Raw genomic sequence first — 16128 nt, 5'->3', positions numbered from 1 at the left:
GGGTCAGCAGCAACCGGCGGAAGTGCTGTCCTGATCGTCTCGTGCCGAACCGAAGGGCAGGTCGGTACCGCACCCCTTGAAGATCCCGTAGTGGGTATCCCAGTTGCCGATGAACTCGAAGTGCGGGGCAAAGCGGGTATCGTGAAGCATCCGCCAGGTATTGCCGCAGACCGGGAAGACGCGCCCGCGTTCTATCCGGTGATGGGCATCGAGCGTAAACACCTCTTCATGGTGAGGGATGGTGCCCTTGTAGATCACGGCCTGACCATAGTCCTCGCAGGCAGGCTCCAGGTCTTCCAGCTTGAAGAGCCGGTAGGTGGCGGAAAAGAAGCGGATGTGACCAATCCGCGCCTCAACCGCTTCGTTCTCGATCGTGATCGGATGGTCTTCAACCAGACGCGGATCCTGAAATCCGCAACGCTTTGCCAGATTGTGGAAGTCGTTCCAGTACAGTGCACCGCTGAGGCACTCCCCGTACAGCTCCGGATCATCCCGCAGGGATCGCGGGACACGCCGGTCGGCATAGACATCCGAAAAGTACAGCTCGCCGCCCGGCTTGAGCAGGCGCCAAGCTTCCCGCAGGACGGCCTCCTTGTCAGGGGAGAGGTTGATGACACAGTTGGAAACAATGATATCGAAGCTGTTGTCCGGCAGATCCAGCTCGTCCAGCCGCTCAATGTATCCCAGCCGGAATTCGGTGTTCTTGCGCGTGTAGCCGAAACGCTCGCGGTGCCATTCCTCCGTGGCTCTGGCGACTTCCAGCTGTTCCGGTGTCATGTCCACGCCCAGCACACTGCCCTGTTCGCCCACCAGCTGGGCCAGCACGTAACAGTCACGCCCGCTGCCGCAGCCCAGATCCAGTATGCGGGTGCCTTCCAGCAGCTCGGGCGCCACCAGACCACAACCATAGTAGCGGCTGAGGACGTTGTCGTGCACGTGACGCAGGGCTTCCCTGATGTGTTTCGGGATGCTGCCGGGCGTGCAGCAGGCATTGGTCTTGAGGTCTTCACTCCCTTTGAGAACTTGTCCGTAATACGCCTGTACTTCGTTGTGCATGGTCTCTCCTGAAAAACGATGGCTGCAGGTATGCCGGATCAGACCGGCCGACCTGCAGAAAGTTCCGGATGCTCAGGTGGAAAGGTGCGGTGTGCTGGCCAGCATTTCGGAGACGCGGCGGGCCACGGAGGGTTTCAGATGGCCCTGTTCGGCCAGCCAGCGCACGGCACGTGCCAGGGCCTGCTCCGAAGGCCGCGGACGGATTTCGAGTACCTTGCAGGTTTCGCTGATGTCGTAATAGGCATAGCGTCCGGCCACTTCATAGACCAGATCGTAGGTGAACGGCGGGGTCATGCCGATGATCCGGCACAGGGTTTCCGTCACGCGGGCCGTGAACAGCATGGTGCTGCGACCAAACGGCAAGTGCAGCGGCCGGATGCCGGTCAGCCGCTCCAGTATCCGGCCGATCTCCTTCACCGGCAGATTGTCCGAACCCACGATATAGCGTCGCCCGGACTCGCCTCGTGTCAACGCATTGACGTGGGCTCGGGCCACATCCTCCACGTCCACCAGATTGAGGCCGCCCGGATAAGTCTGTCCCTTGCCATTGAGCCAGTCCTTGACCAACTGGTTGGAGGGGGTGATGCGGTAGTCCAGCGGGCCGATGACAATCGCCGGGCAGATCACCACCAGGTGGATACCCAGTTCCTGCGCCAGCGCCTGGGCTTTCTGCTCGCTCAGCGTCTTGGCCAGATAGTAGGGGTTTTTGGCATCCGTGTTCCAGTCATCGGCGGTGCGCAGCTCATCCGGCGACCAGGAAAAGCCGATGGATGCCACCGAGCTGGTATACACGACACGCCCGATGCCGTGAGCATGGGCGGCTCTGAAAACATTCTCGGCGCCGCGGACGGCCGGTTCCACAATTTCTTCCGCCGTTTCGGCAATGGTCTTGTAAACCGCCGCGAGATGGATGATGGCATCGCAGCCTTCCGCAGCCTGATGAACGGCTTCTGCATCCATGACATCGCCCCGGGCGTATTCCAGATCCAGTCCTTCCAGTGCCCGCACATCCGCACGGGGGCGCACGAAGGCGCGAACCGCATGACCTTCGTCCAGCAGCTGTCTGACCACGTGGGCGCCGATATGACCGTTGGCTCCCGTTACGAGAATTTTCATTGTTATTGTTTGCTCCCTGTGCATTGAACTTATAGGCTAGGCTAGAGTAACCGAGACGGATGGGATAGCCAAGAGGCGGCTGAAAAGATGACCGGAATGCCGGGAGCCACAGGTTTGCTGGATATCAGCCAGGACCATGATGTGTTGCTGGAGCGCTATGCCCCGCGCATGGGCTGGCAGACCGTGGTCAGGCGTCTGGCACGGGAACAGGCCGCAGCGGGCATGCTGGAAGGCTTCGATTTGCCCTGGTTTCATGTCGAGCAACTGGTGAATCTGCCCCGGCTCTTGCGCTTCATCCTTCGTGTTTCGGGCCTCTATCAGGTGGGCCGCAATCAGGGCTGCCGGCCGGAAGTGGTCTTTCACCCGGTTTACCATCGCAAGATATCCCCTGCACTGGACGGTGTGCGGATCCTGCATCTGACGGATATCCATGCCGACATGTCCGAAGCCAACCTGGATGCGGTCATCGGCATGATCCGCACACTGGAGTACGATGCGGTCGTGCTGACCGGTGACTACCGGGCCCGCACCTCGGGGCCCTGGGAGGCGGCGGCAGCGGGGATGAAACGGCTGGTAAGTGCCCTCCGGGGTCCGGTGGTGGCCGTGCTGGGAAATCATGATCCGCTGGTGCTGGGCTGGGCTCTGGAATCGATGGGTGTCACGGTGCTGATGAACGAAGCCGTTACACTGACACTGGGTAACGGCCATCTGGCACTAGCCGGTGTGGATGACGGCCATTATTTTGAAACGGCAGACATTCGTCATGCCTTTGCTCAGGCCGACAGTGAACACTTTTGCATACTGCTGTCACATACGCCCGAACTGTATCAGCAGGCTGCCCATGTGGGCGTGGATGTCATGCTGTGCGGGCATACCCATGGCGGGCAGATCTGTCTGCCGGGCGGGGTGCCCATCATCACCGAATCACGTTGCCCGAGAAAACTGGCCAGTGGCCATTGGCGCTGGGGTGGACTGGAAGGGTATACCTCGCGCGGCACGGGCATGTCCGTGCTGGACGTGCGCCTGTTCTGTCCGCCGGAAATCGTGATTCATGAGTTGCGCAGCGGGATGCCGCCATGAGCCCTACCAGGGCACTAGCCGCACGCCCAGCCGGTAGAGCAGGGGGAGAGGATAATGTGGCAGCCGAGAAACAGAGCCCAGACGGCCAGGCCGTCATGCAGGCCGATGCCCAAGGGTTCGTGCAGCCACCAGAGGGGCAGGATGACCTCGAGCGTCTGATCCAGAACCGGAGCGTGGGCATGGGGCGGCATGGCCAGACGACGTTTGAGGAAAGAGGTCATCGCATCACCCAGAAGGCTGGCCAACCCGAATGCTGCGCCTTGCATCAGGCTCAGGCCAACCGCGGGGGCGACCAGTGCAGCAGCGAGTGTGGCCAGAATGAGACCTCGCCAGGTCTTGCTCTCACCCAGCAACCGACGGCCATCCGGCAGGCTGAGCCCCAGGTCCAGCGCCATGCTGAAACGCTTGCCGAGCAACCGGCTGGCCACCACCGGGATGCCGTTGATGAGCAGCAGGTACAATGTGAGCTTGAGAATGATCATCCGTGAATTCCGGGTCTGTCTGAGATGAGTGTAGAAGAGGGACGAATGACCGACAAGCGATGTGAATGGTGTGGCACCGATCCGCTGTACGTGGCCTATCACGATACCCAGTGGGGACGGCCGGTAGTGGACGATCAGGAACTGTTCGAGAAGCTGTGTCTGGACGGCCAGCAGGCGGGCCTGTCCTGGATCACCATTCTCAGGAAGATACCGGCCTATCGGGAAGCCTATTGCGGGTTTGATGCCGTCCGGCTTGCCCGGATGAACGAGGATGACGTGGAGCGCCTGATGCAGCATCCGGGCATCGTGCGCAACCGCCTGAAGGTCAGGTCCGTGATCGGCAATGCCAGAGCCTGGCTGGCCCTGCAGGAAACGGGTGAGTCACTCGGTACGTTTCTCTGGCAGTTTGTGGACGGGCGGGTTCAGGTCAACCACTGGCGGGCTCAGAGTGAAGTGCCCACCTCCACCCCGGCCAGCGAGGCCATGTCGAAGGCATTGAAAAAGGCGGGTTTCAGTTTTGTGGGGCCGACGATCTGCTATGCCTTCATGCAGGCCGTGGGCATGGTCAATGACCATCTGGTCACCTGTCCTGCCCATACGGCCTGTGTGGACGATGCGCTCAGGCTGGGCGTTTTGAGATGACGTCAAACGCCGCGACCCGGTAGGCTTCAGCCAGCGTCGGGAAGTTGAAAATGTTGTCCAGGAAACTGTCCACCGTCATGCCTGCCGTCATGGCCAACTGACCCAGATGGACCAGTTCGGTGGCGTTTTCACCGATGATGTGAACGCCGAGGATGTGCTCCCCCTTGCCGTCACAGACCAGCTTGAGCATCCCGTCTTCATTGCCGCTGATGTGTCCCCGGGCAATTTCCGAGAAAGGCGCGCGGCCAATCAGGATATCGCCGTGTTTCTCTCTCGCCTGCTTCTCGGTCAGACCCACGCTGGCGAGTTCCGGAACACCATAAATGCCGAACGGAATCGTGTTGGGCAGTCCCAGAGTGCTCATGCCCAGCGCATTCAGAGACGCGCGCCGTCCCTGTTCCATGGAGGTGGACGCCAGGGCGGGAGGGCCAATGATATCCCCGGCGGCGTAAATGTTGGGGACGGCCGTCTGCAAATGCTCGTTGACGGAGATCAGGCCACGCTCGTTCAGGCTGAGTCCGGCATTTTCAATCTGCAGATCCTTGATATTGGCAATGCGGCCGGCGGCACAGAGCAGCTTCTGGCCACGTACCTTGAGGCCATCCTCGCAGGTGACAATCACCTCGCTGATGCCGTCGTAAACCACGGATTTGACGACGGTCTCGCCCAGCCAGGTGCCGCCCATGCTTTCCAGTGTAGTGACGAACGCCGCGCTCAGATCCTGATCCAGGAAACCCAGTGGCTTCGGGTACTTGTCAATCATGGTGACCTTGACACCCAGAGCCTGAAAGATGGAGGCATATTCGGAGGCAATGACCCCGCCACCCAGGACAATGAGACTCTTGGGCAGGTAGAGCATGGAGAGAATGGAATCGCTGTCGAAAATGTTCTCGTGGTCAATGGGAATGTCCGGCGGATGCCTGGGAATGGAGCCGGTTGCGATGACCGTATGGGTTGCGCTGAGGCGTTCCGGCTCGCCACGAACCTTGACGATGTCCAGTTCGGTGGCTGTCACAAAACGGGCGCGGCCGTGGATGACCTCAATGCCGTTGCGCTCAATCTGTTCCCGCATGTAATGATCGTGGGCATGCAGAACCTGATCCAGCCGGGTGATCAGGGTGGTCATCTCCGTATCTTCGGACAGCTCCCAGTTGAACAGGGCCGCATTCTTGCGCAGGTTGCGGATGCGCTGGGCATTTTCACGAAGCGTCTTGCTCGGTATGGTCCCCCGGTGGACGCAGGCGCCTCCCAGCATCTTGTCACGTTCCACCAGCGCCACCTTCTGACCCGCCTTGGCTGCCTGAATGGCCGCCTTCTGCCCGGCCGGCCCGCTGCCGATGACCACGACATCATAGTGCTTCATGACTGCATGGCCTCCATCCCGGACTTGACCAGATCGTTCTTTTCAAGCAACTCGTCCACCTCATCCGGGTACAGGTTCAGGTCCGCCAGCACCTCCTTTTCTTTCAGCGCATCGGCATCCGGACTGCCCCAGAGGGTATGACAGGCAAAGGCGCGGGCAGCGTTGATGATCATGGCCTGGTCCTGTGCCGCGCCAGCATCCTGCCAGGACTCCTGATGCACGATGGCGTTGCGGACCAGTGACGGCATTTCCCATTTTTCCAGTGCCAGGGCGGCGGCCTCGAGATTGAGCTCGTCGGCAATGGCCATCACGATGTCCTGTGTCAGTGGCAGTTTCTGTTGTCGCCCCACGTCCAGCATTTCCTGAATCACGATCGGCCGGCCCACCGAGTGCAGAAGTCCGCAGAGAAAGGCCGCCTCGACATTGCGGCGTGACTGGCGGGCCACTTCCTTCGCCCAGAGTGCGGTGGCCACGGCATGTTGCCAGATTTCCTGGATGGCCTGCTCGTAACCGGGTGCGTTGAACAGTCGTGCGTTGAGCGAGGCGGCCACGGCGATGTCCCGGACCACCAGCATGCCCAGCCGCGCGATGGCCTGTTGCAGGGACACAATGGAGGCGCTGGGCGAGTAGGCGGCCGAGTTGGCAATCCGCATGACCCGTGCTGCCAGCGCCTGATCCCCCTGAATCACTCTGACCAGATCCGCAGCGCTCGAGTCGGGATCCGAAGTGATCTGAATGACCCGGTGTACCACTTCCGGCAACATGGGGACATCCAGGTTGCCGGTCTGAATGCGACGATCGATTTCTGCTGCAACGGGATTACTGTGTGCTGAGGTCACGCTGGTGCTCCGCAATTGAAAAAAGTATCTGAACCTGCATCAAGTGTAGATCAGATTTTCAATTGCGGTAGTCAGATTCAGCTGCTCACCCGGGCCCAGTGTGACACAGTTCTCGGCCGCCAATGCGGCTTCCAGACACAGCATGTGACGGTAATCCTCATCGCGGAACTGTCCCAGCCTGCGGGCCTTGTCAGTCCACGGATTCCAGATCACCAGCGCATGCGGCCGGGGTTCGCCATTGAGATCGGCACGGATGTTCACCTTGATGGCGGACTCGCCCTGCGGATCGATCAGGGTCACGGTTTCCGGTGCATTGGGGCATACCCAATCGGTTTCTGCCCGGATCACCAGCGGGTCGTCCAGCGTGCCCGGCTGCCAGTCGCGACAGGCATCCCAGGCCTTGCGATCCCCCAGGCCATGGATCCTCGCCTGTTCAATATCAGTGACCGGGAGATAGGTATGCAGCGCAGTGCTGAGCGCGAATGGCGCCTCGCTGCCGTTGTAGGTGCTCAGAGTGACTTCGAGCATGTTGCCCAGACGCACCTGCACCGCCAGCATCAGGCTCTGGTTGCCGATGCGGTGCCTCAGGGAAAACTCCACCTCGGTCACGTGGGCGTGTTCCACCACATCGGTCAGTGCAAAGGGCAGGGTGCGGGCGAATCCGTGTGCCGGCTGGGGCAGGCTGTACTGCCCGCGGACTGCCTGCGGGTTTCGGTTCAGATCACCGAACCAGGGCCAGCACAGCGGGATGCCCGAACGAATGGCCTGGCCGGCCTTGAATTCTGCCGCCGGGTTGGCCCAGACGGCAGGCTTTCCGTCAAGCAGTGCGCCAAGAACCTGCGCCCCCTGAAGACTGACCCAGCACTCATGCTTGCCACGCCGGATATGCAGGACCGGCAGCTCGCCCAGGTGTTCCAGCCGGACGGTACGCCAGCGCCGGCTCATGGCGCTGAGGCGGTCAAAACCCGAGTTCAGATGGTCTGCCATTCATGCATCCCTGAAAAGCTGAATCATCTGCCTGAAACGCGGCCCTTCCGCCACCTGCTGCATGTCAAAGGCCAGCATTTCGACGCTCACGGGAGCTGCTCCGGCCATGACCATCCGCTCCAGACCAAGACGGTAATTGGCTTCCGTTCGGGAAGAGATGGCGTCCTGGACAATGGAGACTTCAAACCCTGCTGACAGGGCATCCCGGCAGGACTGATACACACAGATGTGACTCTCGATACCGGCCAGAATCAGGTGGCGGCGCCGTGACTGTGCGAGGGCGCGCTTGAAACCGGCATCACGGAAGCAACTGAACGTGGACTTGGCCATGGGAGACAGGCCGTCAAGCTTCTCCGCGATGTCCGGAACCGTCGGCCCGAGTTTGTCCGGCAGCTGTTCCATCCACAGAATCGGCATGTCAAACAGGTTGGCCACGTCGATGAGCTGGCGCAGGCGGGTGAACAGTCTGTCACGCTCGAACATCAACTGTGCCAGTTTGCCCTGAATATCGATCAGAACCAGTGCTGCGTTTTCCGGTTGAATCATGTGTTGCTCCTTTTTTCGGACAGTATACCGCAAAGCATCGGCCAAACAGGATAGACAAAAGTCCGCCAGCCTTGATCTGGCGCAACGATCCGTGCAGAGTGGACGTTTACAGTGTCAATATGGCGACCCCGCGATCCGCCGGAAAAAGGAGCAGCATCATGACCCGCGTGTACCGTACCCCTGACAGTCAGTTTGAAAACCTGCCGGATTATCCGTTCGCGCCTCACTACACGGAGGTGGATGGTCTTCGCATGCACTATGTGGATGAAGGTCCGCGGGATGGCGAAGTGGTGCTCATGCTGCATGGAGAACCCACCTGGTCCTATCTCTATCGTCACATGATCCCCAGGGTGGCGGCAGCCGGTTATCGGGTGATTGCACCGGATCTCATCGGCTTCGGAAAATCCGACAAGCTGACGGATGTGGCGGAATACAGCTACGTCCGCCACGTCATGTGGATGAAACTGTTTCTGGATGCGCTGTCGCTGGAAGGCATCACGCTGGTGTGTCAGGATTGGGGCTCTCTGATCGGTCTGCGACTGGCGGCGGAAAACGAACATCGCTTTGCCCGGGTTGTGGTGGGCAACGGCTTCCTGCCCACTGGCGATGACCGGGTGCCCATGGCCTTTCACCTGTGGCGCGCCTTTGCGTTGTACACGCCCTGGTTCCCGGTCGGCCGGATTGTCAATGCCGGCTGTCTGAAATCCCTGTCCGACGCCGAGATGCAGGCCTATGATGCACCGTTCCCCGAGCGCAGGGCCATGGCCGGAGCGCGGGCCTTTCCCAAACTGGTCCCCACGGCGCCCAACAATCCGGCGACGGCCGCGAACCGTGCGGCGTGGAAAGTGCTGGAGCGGTGGCAGAAACCCGTATTGACCTGTTTTGGCACTCATGATCCCATATTCAAACATGCCGATAAACGTCTTCAGGAGCGGATCCCGGGGGCGCGCGGGCTTCCTCACAGGCAGGTCAAGGCCGCTCATTTTCTTCAGGAAGATGCACCGGAAGCCTTTGCCGATGCGGTGCTGGATGCCATGAGCTGGCATCAGGCGCGATCTGCCTGAACGACTATACTTGAAACAGGGGCGGGCTTGTCTCGCCCTCAAAGCTGGCCGCTTTCAATCCTTTTTTGGGGGAATACTGATTCCAATGGGATGCTTCGGGCGCACCTTTGCCCTGATCGTCTGCCTGATTCTGGCTCTGCCCGTGCAGGGTCTGACGCTGCGCGTCGGGGTATATGACAACTATCCGCTGGTGTATGTGGACAAGGCCGGTAAGCCGGCCGGTCTGCACGTGGATATCCTCAACGCCGTTGCGCAGAAGGAAGGCTGGACGCTGGATTATCGCATTCTGAGCTGGTCGGACATCTATACCCTGACGGAAAGGGGCCTGCTGGACGTGGCGACCAGCATGGTCATGACTGAAGAACGCAGGCAATGGTTTGATTTCAACCGGATTCCCGTGGCCACCCTGTGGGGCCAGGTGGTGCTGCCGGCAGATTCCCCGGTCAAGACCCTGCAGGCGCTGGATGGTGCCCGGGTGGGAGTGCTCAAGGCAGGCATCAACGGCATTCATTTTCAGAAGCTGGTCGCCCGCGCCGGGCTGGCACCGAAAATTGTGCCCTATGACACCTATCAGGCCCTGCTCAAGGCCATTCAGTCCGGCGAGCTGGATGCCGGCGTGATCAACTCGTTCTATGCCATCAATCTGCGGGATTATCCTGGCGTTGTGACCAGTGACATCGTGTTTTCACCCTCCAGAGTCGGTTTCGGCTTTCCCAAGGGGCAGCATGAGGCAGTTCGCGAACGCATTGACAGTTGGCTGACGGAATGGAAAGGCCGGCCGGACTCCCCTTATGGCCGGTCGCTGCTCAGACACGGACTGGTGCCCGCGGCAGACGGTGCAGGAGGGGATGCGGATACCGGATTCCGGGATGATCGTATCCTGTGGGGGCTGTCCACGGCGCTGGGGGTCGTGCTGATTGTCATGTTCGTGCGTCTGCGCCGGCGATTGCTGGATCAGACCAGTCAGCTCATGGCCACACTGATGGAGAACCGCGAGCTCACTCGTACGGCACGCCATTCGGATGACCTGCTGCAGGGTGTTGCGAATGCGCTGCCCGATCTGGTCTGGATCATGGATGATCAGGCCCGGTTCGTGAAGCGGCTCGGGGTACAGTCCACCCACCTGGCCGATGATCCGGAAAAACTGATTGGCATGCCCGTGGAGGATGTCATGCCGCCGCCGCATGGCCAGCGCATTCTCGATGCGGTGGGGCGTTCGCTGGAAAGCGGCGAGACCCAGACGGTGGTCATGGAATTTGTCAGCAAGCGGGATCGCAAGCTTCACGCCTTCGAGGTGAGGATATCACCTGTAGAGCCGCGGGACGTGCACCGCAAGATCATTGCCGTTGTTCGGGACATCACCCATGAAAAGACGCTGCGAGAGCAGCGGGACATGGATCACCGGCTTCTGGAGGCCTTTGCGCATGCCATGCCGGACCTCGGGTTTATCCTGACCGTTGAGGGCGTGTATGTTGCGGTCATCGGAGACGAGTCCCTGCTGGCCGCCCCGGCACATGAACTGATTGGCCGGAATGTTCGGGATGTCCTGCCCAAACAGGTCGCCGAGGCCCTGATCCGGACGATTCAGGAATCGGAGCGCACCGGTCGTCTGGAAACGTTCGAGTACACGCTGGAAGTGCCGGCGGGCACGCGCCACTTTGAAGCCCGCATCAGTGTGCCCCGTCATCCCGAAAGCGTGACCGGGCAAGAGCGGCATGCGGTGCTGGTGTCCAGGGACATCACGGAGCGCATTCAGGCTGAAGCCCAGATTCGCCGCCTGGCGTTCTTCGATGACGTCACCGGATTGCCCAATCGCAAGGCATTCCAGGACAACCTGGAGCGCATGCTGCTCGCCGCCCGCAGGAAAGGCGTGACGCTGGCACTGCTCATGCTGGATCTGGATGATTTCAAGGCGGTGAATGATACCTGGGGCCATCCGGCCGGCGACCTGTTGTTGCGCGAGGTGGCCCAGCGCATTCGCCATCTGCTGCGGGCGGCCGATGTGGTGGCCCGGCTGGGCGGGGATGAATTTGTGATCATCCAGGATGGCATCCACAGCGTCGGTGATATTGCTGTACTCTGTGGAAAGCTGATGTCGGCACTGGAGATGCCGGTTAAGCTGGAGCAGGCGCAAGTCCGGCCGCGGGCCAGTCTGGGCATCGCCATTTCCGAAGGCGGAGAGGTGGATAGTGCCGAACTGATTCGCCGGGCAGATCTGGCGCTGTACCGGGCCAAGGAGGCGGGCAAGGGGCAGTGGGCGTTTTATGATGAGCGCCTGTCGGATCAGTTTGCCGAGCAAGTGACGCTCATGCAGGATCTGGAACAGGCACTGGAGAGCCAGGACCAGCTGTTTCTTGTGTATCAGCCCCAGGTGGACAATGAAACCGGCCGGATTGTCGGCGTGGAAGCACTGTTGCGCTGGCAGCACCCCGAGCGGGGGCTGGTTGCACCCACACGCTTCATACCGCAGATTGAAGACAGCCATCTCGTTCACCCGCTGGGAGAGCGGGTCATTCAGCTGGCCGCAAAGCAGCTGGCCGAGTGGGACAGGTTGGGCGTGGCGCCGGACAGCCTGGCCGTCAACATTTCGGCGGCACAATTCCGGGACCGCCAGTTTGCCAGTCGTGTGCTGGTCTGGCTTGAAGATGCCCTGTGCGATCCGGCCCGATTTGAGCTGGAACTGACGGAAACGGCATTGCTGAGAGATATCGAGGACGTCAGCAAGGTCATGGGCGTGCTGTCCGGAGAGCAGATCCGCTTCTCTCTGGATGATTTCGGTACCGGTTATTCTTCCATGGTCTACCTGCAGCGGCTGCCATTCTACAAGCTCAAGATCGACAAGGATTTCATTCGCGGGATTACCGTTAACAGCCACGACCGGGAAATTGTCCGCGCCATGATTACGCTGGCCCGCAACCTGGGGATCACCTGTGTTGCAGAAGGCGTGGAGACCGCAGAGCAACTGGCCATGCTGCGGGCGTGGGGATGCCACCTGTCTCAGGGGTACTATTTCTTCCACCCCATGACCGCGGACGAGCTGACTGCCATCCTGACGGGGAAGGCGGACGGTCTGGACAGCAGTGCGAGGCTGGTTGCGCCGGACGCCTTTGTCCGTTGACTCGGCGCGCCCAGCCGCTAAACTGGGCCACCGCATCGTCAACCGGTACCTGCCATGCGATCCATCAGCTTCCCCGACAACCTTCCCATTACCGAGCGCTTGCCGGATATCCGCAAGGCGTTGGCCTCCAGTCAGGTCGTTGTCGTGGCCGGGGAAACCGGCTCCGGCAAGACCACTCAGTTGCCCAAGCTGTGCCTGGAGATGGGATGGGGAGATAAGGGCCTCATCGGCCATACGCAGCCACGGCGCCTCGCCGCACGTTCCGTGGCCACCCGCATTGCGGAAGAGCTGGGTGAGCCGCTCGGGCAGACCGTCGGCTTTCAGGTTCGCTTCACCGACGAAACCAGCGCCGACACCCGTCTCAAGGTCATGACGGATGGCATCCTGCTCGCGGAAACCCAGCGTGACAGCCTGCTGAAAAAATACTCCGTGATCATTATTGACGAGGCCCACGAGCGCTCGCTCAACATTGACTTTCTGCTCGGTTATCTCAGACGCATACTGCACAAGCGACCGGAGCTGAGGGTGATCATCACGTCCGCCACCATCGACGTGGAACGTTTTTCACGGCACTTTGGCGGTGCCCCGGTCATTGAAGTCTCCGGCCGCACCTATCCTGTGGAGATCCGCTATCGCCCGCTGGTGTCCGATGACCCGGACACCATGGATCTCACCTTGCAGGAAGGCGTGGTGGCGGCGCTGGATGAAATCCGTGACCACGAGCGCAGGAACCGGCTGCCTCCGGGTGACGTCCTGGTCTTTCTCAGTGGTGAAGGCGAGATCCGGGAACTGTCCCATCGGCTGCGCAAGGAATCCTGGCCGGACACCGAAGTGCTGCCGCTCTATGCGCGTCTGTCCGCCAGCGATCAGCAGCGCATCTTCAGACCGCATGCCGGACGTCGCATCGTGCTGTCCACCAACGTGGCCGAAACCTCCCTGACGGTACCGGGTATCCGTTACGTGATCGATTCGGGCCTGGCGCGCATCAGCCGCTACTCTTATCACAGCAAGGTGCAGCGCCTGCCCATTGAAAAGATTTCCCAAGCCAGTGCTCAGCAAAGGGCGGGGCGCTGCGGCCGGGTGGCACCGGGTATCTGCTTCCGCCTGTATGCGGAAGATGACTTTCTGAACCGGCCCGAGTTTACCGAGCCGGAAATCCTGCGGACCAACCTGGCGGCGGTCATCCTGCAGATGCTTGCGCTGCGGCTGGGCGACATCAGTCGCTTTCCGTTCCCCGAGCCGCCGGACAAGCGTTACATCAATGATGGCATGCGGCTGCTTCAGGAACTTGGTGCCGTGGACACCGCGCAGCGGCTCACGCCACTCGGGCGTCGGCTGGCACGCCTGCCACTGGATCCCCGGCTCGGGCGCATTCTGCTGGAAGCCAGCCGTTACGGGGCGCTCAGCGAGGCGCTGGTGATTGTTGCCGCGCTGGCGGTTCAGGATCCGCGCGAACGTCCGGCTGACAAGCAGGCGCAGGCCGATCAGGCCCACGCCCAATGGAAGGATGACCAGTCCGAGTTTGTCTCGCTCCTCAACCTCTGGAACGGCTGGGAAGAACAGCGCCAGGCACTGAGCGGAAATCAGTTGCGTCAGTGGTGCAAGCGCAACTTCATCCACTATCTCCGCATGCGCGAATGGCGGGAAACGCACCGGCAACTGCGTGTGCTGACGCGGGAACTGGAACTGAAGGAAAATACGGTGCCCGCGGATTATGCGAGCCTCCACAAGGCCCTGCTCAGCGGCTTCCTGACCCAGGTGGGCTGCAAGGACGAAAAGCGCGAATATCAGGGGCCACGCAACCGGCGTTTTCTGGTCTTCCCGGGGGCTCACGTGCGCAACAAGTCACCCAACTGGCTGATGGCTTCGGAACTGGTGGAGACCTCAAGGCTCTTTGCCCGCAACATCGCACGCATAGAACCGGAATGGATCGAGGAACTGGGCTCGCATCTGCTCAAGCGCACCTGGCTGGAACCTCACTGGTCACGCAAGCGTGGAGAAGCACTTGCCTGGGAGCAGTGTACCCTGTTCGGCCTGATTGTGGTGCCGCGCAGGCGTGTCAGCTATGGCCGCATTGATCCGAAGCACGCCCGGGAACTGCTGATCCGTGAAGGCCTGATTGAAAACCAGATCAACAGCCGCCTGCCGTTCATACGGCACAACCAGCAATGTCTGGATGAAGCCGAGGATATCGAAGCACGTGTGCGGCGACGGGATCTGGTGGTGGATCCGGAAACCCTGTTCGCCTTCTATGACGCCCGCATACCGGAAAACGTGGTGAATGTCCGCGGACTGGAAGCCTGGTATCGCAAGCTGCCGGAAGAGGAAAAGGCCCGGCTGAATCTGTCCCCGGAAGATGTGCTGCGCACTGAAACGGGCGTCCTCGCACTGGAACAGTTTCCCGATCACCTGGAATGGCGGGGACAGCGATTCCGGCTCCAGTACGCCTTCGAACCGGGCAGTGACGTGGATGGCATCACCCTGATCGTACCGGTTCAGGCCTACCGCCAGTTGCCGGTGGCACGGCTGGAATGGCTGGTGCCCGGCCTGCTCCGGGAAAAGGTGGAAGCGCTGATCCGCACGCTGCCCAAGCAGCTGCGGCGCAACTTCGTGCCGGTGCCGGACTTTGCCCAGGCGGTCGTGGAATCGCTGGAGATGGATGACATTCCCCTGACGGAAGCCATCGCCCGGGAGCTGCGACGCATGACGGGCGTTACCATCCCGCCGGATGCATGGCGTCCCGAAGCCCTGCCGCCGCACCTCAGGATGAATATCCGGCTGGTGGACGAGCAGGGGCGTGTACTGGCGCAGGGACGGGACTACCATGAGCTTTACAGCAGTCGCCAGCAGGATATCGAGCAGGCGCGCGTGCCTGCCACGCCGGGACCGGCAGCGGCAACAAGCCGGAACGGCCGCAAGACAGAAACCGATTTCGTTTGGGATGATCTGCCCGAAGTGCTGGAACGCAAGGTCAGCGGCACCCTGGTCCGGGCCTGGCCGTATATCAAGGACTGCGGCGACGGAGTGAGTCTTGAGGAGGCGCTGGATGAAACCACGGCCCTGGAGGCCGGTCGATTCGGTCTGGCGCGGCTGTTCATGCTCAGGCTTGGTGAAACCGTGCGTTATCTGGACAAGAAGCTGCCCAACCAGAAGGAACTGGGCCTGTACTTCGCTCCCATCGGTCAGCTTCAGGCCCTCAAGAACGACCTCATTCAGGCTGCATTTCTGCATCACTTTGTGGATGGCCAGCCGCCGGTTCGCACGCGCCGGGACTTCGAGGCCAGGCTGGCAGAAAAGCGGGGGACACTGGTGGCTCACGCGAATGAGCTGGCCGGACAGGCCCTGACCATTCTGAAGGCCTGGCACGGCCTGAGAAAGGCCCTGTCACGTCCCATCCGGCTGGAGGTTGCCGAATCCATGGCGGATATCAAGCGCCAGATCGACGAGCTGGTCTATCCCGGCTTTCTGGTTCAGACGCCTTCCGAGTGGCTGCAGCGGCTGCCCGTCTATCTGAAGGCTGCGGAAATCCGGCTGGAAAAGATTGCCCGGGACAGCAGTCGGGAGCGTGCGTTTCTGGCGCAATACAACGCATTTCGCAGCCAGTACCTGGAGCGCAGGGCGCGCCACGAACGGGAAGGGCGGTTCGACCCGGAGCTGGTCCGGTTCCGCTGGATGCTGGAGGAGTGGCGCGTCTCCGTCTTTGCCCAGCAGCTGAAAACGCTGTTTCCGGTCTCTGACAAGCGGCTCGGGAAACAGTGGCAGAAAGTCAGTCTCTAGACCACAACCCTTTCCAGCGCGGCGTCAAAGGACTATCCTTCACAGCACATTGAGACAA

General features: G+C 61.0%; 12 protein-coding genes. 5 read left to right on the top strand and 7 right to left on the bottom strand.

Translation table 11 applies throughout. From position 1 onward, the window contains the following. Positions 1 to 3 precede the first annotated feature (3 nt). Positions 4 to 1056 (bottom strand): methyltransferase domain-containing protein, encoded by a 1053-nt coding sequence (locus AAIA72_RS05025; RefSeq protein WP_369602327.1) that lies wholly within the window; start codon positions 1054 to 1056, stop codon positions 4 to 6. 72 nt (positions 1057 to 1128) lie between these two features. Continuing rightward, the gene (locus tag AAIA72_RS05020) at positions 1129 to 2172 is read right to left on the bottom strand and encodes an NAD-dependent epimerase/dehydratase family protein (protein WP_369602326.1); all 1044 of its coding nucleotides are present in this window, start codon (positions 2170 to 2172) and stop codon (positions 1129 to 1131) included. Positions 2173 to 2259: 87 nt separating this feature from the next. Here AAIA72_RS05020 and AAIA72_RS05015 point away from each other — a divergent pair, with 87 nt between their 5' ends. Then, complete coding sequence (locus AAIA72_RS05015) at positions 2260 to 3252, top strand: metallophosphoesterase (RefSeq protein WP_369602325.1); 993 nt, start codon at positions 2260 to 2262, stop codon at positions 3250 to 3252. Positions 3253 to 3266: 14 nt separating this feature from the next. On the opposite strand, the gene AAIA72_RS05010 is transcribed toward AAIA72_RS05015, so the two are convergent. Then, positions 3267 to 3734: a CDP-archaeol synthase gene (locus AAIA72_RS05010; protein WP_369602324.1), complete on the bottom strand. Its 468-nt coding sequence runs from the start codon at positions 3732 to 3734 to the stop codon at positions 3267 to 3269. Between the two features lie 45 nt (positions 3735 to 3779). Here AAIA72_RS05010 and AAIA72_RS05005 point away from each other — a divergent pair, with 45 nt between their 5' ends. Next, the gene (locus tag AAIA72_RS05005; protein WP_369602323.1) at positions 3780 to 4376 is read left to right on the top strand and encodes a DNA-3-methyladenine glycosylase I; all 597 of its coding nucleotides are present in this window, start codon (positions 3780 to 3782) and stop codon (positions 4374 to 4376) included. Here AAIA72_RS05005 and sthA read toward each other — a convergent pair. The 4 genes from sthA to AAIA72_RS04985 are packed head-to-tail and all read right to left on the bottom strand — an operon-like array spanning position 4354 to position 8111. Beyond that, positions 4354 to 5739: a Si-specific NAD(P)(+) transhydrogenase gene (gene sthA / locus AAIA72_RS05000; RefSeq protein ID WP_369602322.1), complete on the bottom strand. Its 1386-nt coding sequence runs from the start codon at positions 5737 to 5739 to the stop codon at positions 4354 to 4356. The genes AAIA72_RS05005 and sthA overlap by 23 nt on opposite strands. Next, positions 5736 to 6578, bottom strand: coding sequence for an HDOD domain-containing protein (locus AAIA72_RS04995; protein ID WP_369602321.1), 843 nt, complete (start codon positions 6576 to 6578; stop codon positions 5736 to 5738). Before AAIA72_RS04995 ends, sthA begins: the two co-directional genes overlap by 4 nt. A gap of 39 nt (positions 6579 to 6617) precedes the next feature. Further along, a complete protein-coding gene (locus AAIA72_RS04990; protein ID WP_369602320.1) occupies positions 6618 to 7565 on the bottom strand; it encodes a D-hexose-6-phosphate mutarotase in 948 nt (315 codons plus the stop codon). After that, positions 7566 to 8111 carry a hydrolase gene (locus AAIA72_RS04985; RefSeq protein ID WP_369602319.1) on the bottom strand — a complete coding sequence of 182 codons (546 nt, stop codon included), beginning with the start codon at positions 8109 to 8111 and terminating at the stop codon, positions 7566 to 7568. It lies immediately after the preceding gene. A gap of 158 nt (positions 8112 to 8269) precedes the next feature. Here AAIA72_RS04985 and AAIA72_RS04980 point away from each other — a divergent pair, with 158 nt between their 5' ends. From AAIA72_RS04980 to hrpA, 3 genes are all read left to right on the top strand, one after another. Then, positions 8270 to 9175, top strand: a complete 906-nt coding sequence (locus AAIA72_RS04980; protein WP_369602318.1) for a haloalkane dehalogenase — start codon at positions 8270 to 8272, stop codon at positions 9173 to 9175. Positions 9176 to 9260: 85 nt separating this feature from the next. Further along, positions 9261 to 12293, top strand: a complete 3033-nt coding sequence (locus AAIA72_RS04975) for an EAL domain-containing protein (RefSeq protein ID WP_369602317.1) — start codon at positions 9261 to 9263, stop codon at positions 12291 to 12293. A 54-nt stretch (positions 12294 to 12347) separates the two neighbouring features. After that, positions 12348 to 16070 (top strand): ATP-dependent RNA helicase HrpA, encoded by a 3723-nt coding sequence (gene hrpA / locus AAIA72_RS04970; protein ID WP_369602316.1) that lies wholly within the window; start codon positions 12348 to 12350, stop codon positions 16068 to 16070. The last annotated feature ends 58 nt before the right edge of the window (positions 16071 to 16128 follow it).

The organism is Thermohahella caldifontis (assembly GCF_041153465.1).
GTDB lineage: Bacteria > Pseudomonadota > Gammaproteobacteria > Pseudomonadales > Oleiphilaceae > Thermohahella > Thermohahella caldifontis.
This window is presented reverse-complemented; position numbering and strand designations above follow the sequence as displayed.

Excerpts from the sequence above, each read along its gene's own strand:
- AAIA72_RS05025 (WP_369602327.1), bottom strand. The coding sequence starts at position 1,056 with ATGCACAACGAAGTACAGGCGTATTACGGACAAGTTCTCAAAGGGAGT.
- AAIA72_RS05020 (WP_369602326.1), bottom strand. The coding sequence starts at position 2,172 with ATGAAAATTCTCGTAACGGGAGCCAACGGTCATATCGGCGCCCACGTG.
- AAIA72_RS05015 (WP_369602325.1), top strand. The coding sequence starts at position 2,260 with ATGACCGGAATGCCGGGAGCCACAGGTTTGCTGGATATCAGCCAGGAC.
- AAIA72_RS05010 (WP_369602324.1), bottom strand. The coding sequence starts at position 3,734 with ATGATCATTCTCAAGCTCACATTGTACCTGCTGCTCATCAACGGCATC.
- AAIA72_RS05005 (WP_369602323.1), top strand. The coding sequence starts at position 3,780 with ATGACCGACAAGCGATGTGAATGGTGTGGCACCGATCCGCTGTACGTG.
- sthA (WP_369602322.1), bottom strand. The coding sequence starts at position 5,739 with ATGAAGCACTATGATGTCGTGGTCATCGGCAGCGGGCCGGCCGGGCAG.
- AAIA72_RS04990 (WP_369602320.1), bottom strand. The coding sequence starts at position 7,565 with ATGGCAGACCATCTGAACTCGGGTTTTGACCGCCTCAGCGCCATGAGC.
- AAIA72_RS04985 (WP_369602319.1), bottom strand. The coding sequence starts at position 8,111 with ATGATTCAACCGGAAAACGCAGCACTGGTTCTGATCGATATTCAGGGC.
- AAIA72_RS04980 (WP_369602318.1), top strand. The coding sequence starts at position 8,270 with ATGACCCGCGTGTACCGTACCCCTGACAGTCAGTTTGAAAACCTGCCG.
- AAIA72_RS04975 (WP_369602317.1), top strand. The coding sequence starts at position 9,261 with ATGGGATGCTTCGGGCGCACCTTTGCCCTGATCGTCTGCCTGATTCTG.
- hrpA (WP_369602316.1), top strand. The coding sequence starts at position 12,348 with ATGCGATCCATCAGCTTCCCCGACAACCTTCCCATTACCGAGCGCTTG.